The sequence below is a fragment of the Wohlfahrtiimonas larvae genome (genome assembly GCF_002006755.1).
Lineage (GTDB): Bacteria > Pseudomonadota > Gammaproteobacteria > Cardiobacteriales > Wohlfahrtiimonadaceae > Wohlfahrtiimonas > Wohlfahrtiimonas larvae.
Genome location: NZ_MVDO01000133.1, coordinates 1 through 4,574, shown reverse-complemented (window position 1 = coordinate 4,574; position 4,574 = coordinate 1). Strand labels below are relative to the sequence as shown.

Genomic DNA, 4,574 nt, shown 5'->3' with positions numbered 1-4,574 from the left:
CAAGATATGGTGAGAGGTAAGCTTAAAGTTGATATTAATGATAAAGTATTAGAAAAATATCAGAAAATTCAAGCAAAACAAACTACACGGAAAATTTATGGATTGATGGGTTCAGTGATTTTTGTTTCCACAATTATAAGTTGGCATAATTTAGATGAATGGATTGGGGGAGGTTTGATCATATTGGCAGTTTTGGCCTTGTATCAAGCCTTGCGAGAGTAAAGAGATTGTAAAGATACGATGTATCTATAAAATTTCGTTATAATCGAGCGGTGATTTCTATCACAATGAGTTAAAAATATTAATATAAATGGGAGTTAAATAATGAAAAAGTTGGCTTTATTAGCAACATTGGCAATTGCAACTATGAGTTCTGGTTTTGCACAAGACATGGAACAAGTAAAAAAAGTACGTAAAGCGATGTTCCAAGTATCTGCATGGGAAATGGGGACTTTAGCAGGTATGGCAAAAGGTGAAATTCCTTTTGATGCAGCAAAAGCAGAAAAAGCAGCAAAAGTTATGAATGCTATGGCATCATCTTTGGATGAAGTATTTTTACCGGGTAGCTATGCTGGTAGTAAAGTAACTAATGATATTAATACTAACCAAGATAAATTCCAAAAAGATTTAGCTAATTTTGTAACAGAAAGTAATGCGATGATTGCAGCATCTGCATCTGAAGCTACATTGAAAGCACAAATGGGTAAATTAGGTAGCACTTGTAAGAGCTGTCACGACACTTTCCGTGCAGATTAATTATTGGTTGTATCCATAAGTTTAAAATGAGGTGATGATTAGTAATTGCCTCATTTCCATCGTTTTTGGGGAGAATGTATTAATGAAAACTATGGTTCGTAAAATCAGCCGTTTAGCAGTTATGACAGGATTGATTGCATTGAGTGCAACAGCTGCTGCTAAAGAAGTCAGAATTTATAATTGGACAGATTATATAGATCCTGATTTGATTACAGAATTTACTCAAAAAACAGGCATAGATGTTGTTTATGATACTTTTGACAGTAATGATGTGTTGTTAGCTAAAAGCTTAGCAGGGAATTCAGGTTATGATATTGTCGTACCATCAGATTATACTGTGGCATATTTGATTCAAGCGAATAGATTAGATCCCATTAATACAGATAAATTACCAAATTTAAAAAATGTATGGCCTTTTGTGACTGAGCGTTTAGCAGAATTTAAAGGTATGAATGAGCATTCTGTGCCTTATTTCTGGGGAACTACTGGAATTGCATATGATGCCAAAAAAATTCAAGAACTAGTACCTGATGCTCCTTTAGATTCTTTAGAGTTAATTATGAATCCAAAATATGCTGAGAAATTGGCAAGTTGTGGTATTTATATGATTGATAGCCCAAGCGAAACATTACCAGTTGTGAATATGTATTTGGGTTTACCTGCAGAATCTACAGATAAAGCGGACTTAGAGAAAGCTTATGGTGCTTTAAAACAAATTCGTCCATATATTAAAAAATTCCATTCATCCGAATATATTACAGCCTTAGCAAATGGTGATGCATGTGTTGCATTAGGTTGGTCGGGTGATATTTATTTGGCAAAAGCACGTGCTAAAGAAGCCAAAACAAATGTAGATATTCAATATTTTATTCCTAAAGAAGGCAGTTTGGTTTGGTTTGACCAATTTACAGTGCTTAAGGATGCACCTAATAAAGATGAAGCATACGAATTCATTAATTTTATGTTGGATCCTAAAAATAATGCTCGTGCTGCAAATTATGTTGAATATGCAACATCCAATGAAGCTGCTTTCCCATATGTGGATGAGTATCTAATTAAAGATGAAATCTTGTATCCAAGTCAAGAAGATCTGAATAAGCTTCATATAAAGCAACCTTATCGACACTCTGAACAGAAAAAGTTGGTAAAATTCTGGCAAGATTTAAAAAATAGAAAGTAAAAGGAATCCTCATTATGGATATCATGCGTCGTGAAGAAATTTTGAGTTCGATTATTAGTCGCCAAGCAACTCGAAATGACTATGGTTTGCGTGTCCAATTTGAAATTAAAAATGGCAACTTGTCTAATTTATCAGGGGCTTTGTTAGACTACTTTATTATTTCTAACGCAGAGCATAATATGGATCGTTTAGATATGGTCAAAGATAGTATGCTGCAACTTGATGATGATTGGTTGTTATTTTTTTATGATCATATCGATCGTAAAGTTTTGCCATGTACGCCGCTTCCTAAAAGTTGCAAAAGCATATTGACAGAAGATGTACAAGGCGGTTTTAATTCAATTGAGAATCCTTATACTTAAATAGATCTTAGACATGACAAAAATAATAACATTAATTGGTGCCGATGCTCGCTTTAGTGCGAGTATTGCACAGTTGTTAAAGTTAAAAACTAAAGGCCAGTTTGTTTTGGGTGATAGTGGTGACATTAAATTAGTAGATGCCGACTCCATTGAGGGTAGGCAAGCTATTGATCGACATTTAGATGCACGCACGATTATCTTGACAGTTTCACCAGAGCAGTTTGAGCATTCTTTAATCATCCGAAAACCAATTAAGATAGAAGAATTATTAGAAGTATTGGAAGAGATGAGCGGTAAAACTAAGGCGCCTGTTAAAGCTAAAGATATGGATGAGACTCAGCAAACGAATGTTGTGACGGGTAATCCTTTTGCTAAATTTATGGATCCTAATTATTTAGCGAAGCATAAACAGCAAAAAAATGCTGTGCCAGTGTCTAATCAGGAGAATGCTCAAGCGATCGAAGAAGTCGTTAATACGATCAATGAAGATCAGCTATTAGGCACTCAGACAGCATTTTCATATTGGCGTGAAGAGCTTGAAAAAAAGCATAAGGTTTTGCCGTATGTCCCTGATGATGCTTATTTTGAGCAGTTAGAAAAAACACAGTTGATTGAAATGTCTAGTATTTATGCGCAAACAGATGATATTTATTATGATATGTCTGATTATGCAAGTTTACAGATATTTAAAAATATTTTTCAACATAAATTTGATAATCAATTACATTATTTTAAATTTAAAGAGGCAATTGTTTTTATATTTGGTGATGGTATTGTTTTATCTAGTTTGCCAACGAATAATATTTTGTTATTTTCCGAAATCAAGAGCTCAAATATAGATGTCATAGAGTTAACATCGAAAGATAAATTTATGACTTTGCTCAAAGAATTTACAGATTATCATTATGTTGATGCTTTGAATGGCTTCAGTAGATCTGTATTAATTGCCGCAAAAGGTCGAATCATTAATGGTAAAGATATCAAAGAGCCTTTAGGATTAATGAGAAAAAAAGATGTCGCTAAAGATATGATACAAATGCCATATATGAAAGAATTAGACAGTGTTTGGGGGTTTAGAAATGTCTCTTTAAGAGATACGGTAGAATTATTACCAGAGGTTAATCCATTCTATATTTTTTCATATTATACTTTATGTGATTTATATGGATTTTTTGATAATGAATTAGTAGATAATAAATCTAAGAAACAATTAGATTTAAATGCGTTATTATCAGAGTTACAGAAGTTGTAAATATAAAAGAGCTAATTAAAGGCTTGTCAGTATAAAAGGTAAAATATAATGAATCAGTATAAGGTGCTTTTTGTTGGACCTGTTGCAAGTGGTAAAACGACAGCTGTACGTAGCTTATGTGGTGATAACATTATTACTACATCTAAAAAAACCAGTGATGAAGTGTCATCCATTAAAAATGATACGACTGTTTCCTTAGATTATGGTGTATTGCAATTAGGTGATTTAAAAATGCACATTTATGCAGCACCTGGGCAAGAGCGTTTTAGCTTTATGCATGATATACTTGTCAAAGGTAGTATAGGTGCTATTCTATTGCTGAGTATGCAACATATAAAAATTGAAGAAGTTGGGCAGATATTATATGAATATCTGCAAGTCATAGAAAAGAATCCTTGTGTCATTGGCGTGACGCAAACTGAAAACTTTGATGTTAATCAGATTGAATTATTTTTAAATGCAATTTCTGAATATCATCCCTCCCTTTCTGATACAATAGTGGTGGACGTTAGGAAGAAACATGATGTTCTTAAATTGGTTGAGAAGATGGTTGTAAAGGCTAACGAACGATGACAGTCAAAAAGTACATTACAGTAACAGCGCAAGGCGCACTATACGCAGTACAGCAGACAACTACTAATCAAGCGGTTCGTAACGTTCTGTTAAAGATACTGAGCCTGGATGAGAGTCCTGAATTATCAGATGATATGATTTGTCAGCTGACAGGATTTGAAGCGGATCAACTGAAATTGGCTAAGGCGATTTTTTACCAATTAGAGATCATGCACTTTATTCAGTCAGAAACAAAAGAGGTTAAGGTTCCTGCCATTAACTTTGAAAATGATCTACCATCGTTATTATCTATGTTTTCAAGTTTAGATAAGGCGTTATTATCAGATCAAATGGGTTTCTTATTGGGAAATGTGGGTTTTCCAGAAGAAGAATTGAATCAAATAGCCGCAATGAGTACCCGCTTATCGAGCTTATATCAAGATAGTTATGAAACAGTATCTAAGATTGTGAA

Annotated in this window: 6 protein-coding genes and 1 pseudogene; all 7 read left to right on the top strand. The window is 33.6% G+C overall.

The features are described 5' to 3' along the window. Nucleotides 1-222: pseudogene (locus BZK14_RS13325) on the top strand (ubiquinone biosynthesis regulatory protein kinase UbiB); the annotation flags it as partial. A 102-nt stretch (nucleotides 223-324) separates the two neighbouring features. Continuing rightward, nucleotides 325-756 (top strand): c-type cytochrome, encoded by a 432-nt coding sequence (locus tag BZK14_RS07805; RefSeq protein ID WP_077925959.1) that lies wholly within the window; start codon nucleotides 325-327, stop codon nucleotides 754-756. 82 nt (nucleotides 757-838) lie between these two features. Continuing rightward, complete coding sequence (locus BZK14_RS07800) at nucleotides 839-1,936, top strand: extracellular solute-binding protein (protein WP_077925958.1); 1,098 nt, start codon at nucleotides 839-841, stop codon at nucleotides 1,934-1,936. A 14-nt stretch (nucleotides 1,937-1,950) separates the two neighbouring features. Continuing rightward, the gene (locus BZK14_RS07795; RefSeq protein ID WP_245831244.1) at nucleotides 1,951-2,298 is read left to right on the top strand and encodes a hypothetical protein; all 348 of its coding nucleotides are present in this window, start codon (nucleotides 1,951-1,953) and stop codon (nucleotides 2,296-2,298) included. Between the two features lie 13 nt (nucleotides 2,299-2,311). Continuing rightward, nucleotides 2,312-3,550 (top strand): hypothetical protein, encoded by a 1,239-nt coding sequence (locus BZK14_RS07790; protein WP_077925957.1) that lies wholly within the window; start codon nucleotides 2,312-2,314, stop codon nucleotides 3,548-3,550. Between the two features lie 48 nt (nucleotides 3,551-3,598). Continuing rightward, on the top strand, nucleotides 3,599-4,123 hold the full coding sequence (locus tag BZK14_RS07785) for a GTP-binding protein (RefSeq protein WP_077925956.1): 525 nt from the start codon (nucleotides 3,599-3,601) through the stop codon (nucleotides 4,121-4,123). After that, nucleotides 4,120-4,574 (top strand): hypothetical protein (locus BZK14_RS07780; RefSeq protein ID WP_077925955.1); only part of this gene is annotated, 455 nt, incomplete at its 3' end. The genes BZK14_RS07785 and BZK14_RS07780, both read left to right, overlap by 4 nt.

What these genes read in the sequence shown, in the direction of transcription:
- BZK14_RS07805 (WP_077925959.1), top strand. Translation starts at nt 325, where the DNA reads ATGAAAAAGTTGGCTTTATTAGCAACATTGGCAATTGCAACTATGAGT.
- BZK14_RS07800 (WP_077925958.1), top strand. Translation starts at nt 839, where the DNA reads ATGAAAACTATGGTTCGTAAAATCAGCCGTTTAGCAGTTATGACAGGA.
- BZK14_RS07795 (WP_245831244.1), top strand. Translation starts at nt 1,951, where the DNA reads ATGGATATCATGCGTCGTGAAGAAATTTTGAGTTCGATTATTAGTCGC.
- BZK14_RS07790 (WP_077925957.1), top strand. Translation starts at nt 2,312, where the DNA reads ATGACAAAAATAATAACATTAATTGGTGCCGATGCTCGCTTTAGTGCG.
- BZK14_RS07785 (WP_077925956.1), top strand. Translation starts at nt 3,599, where the DNA reads ATGAATCAGTATAAGGTGCTTTTTGTTGGACCTGTTGCAAGTGGTAAA.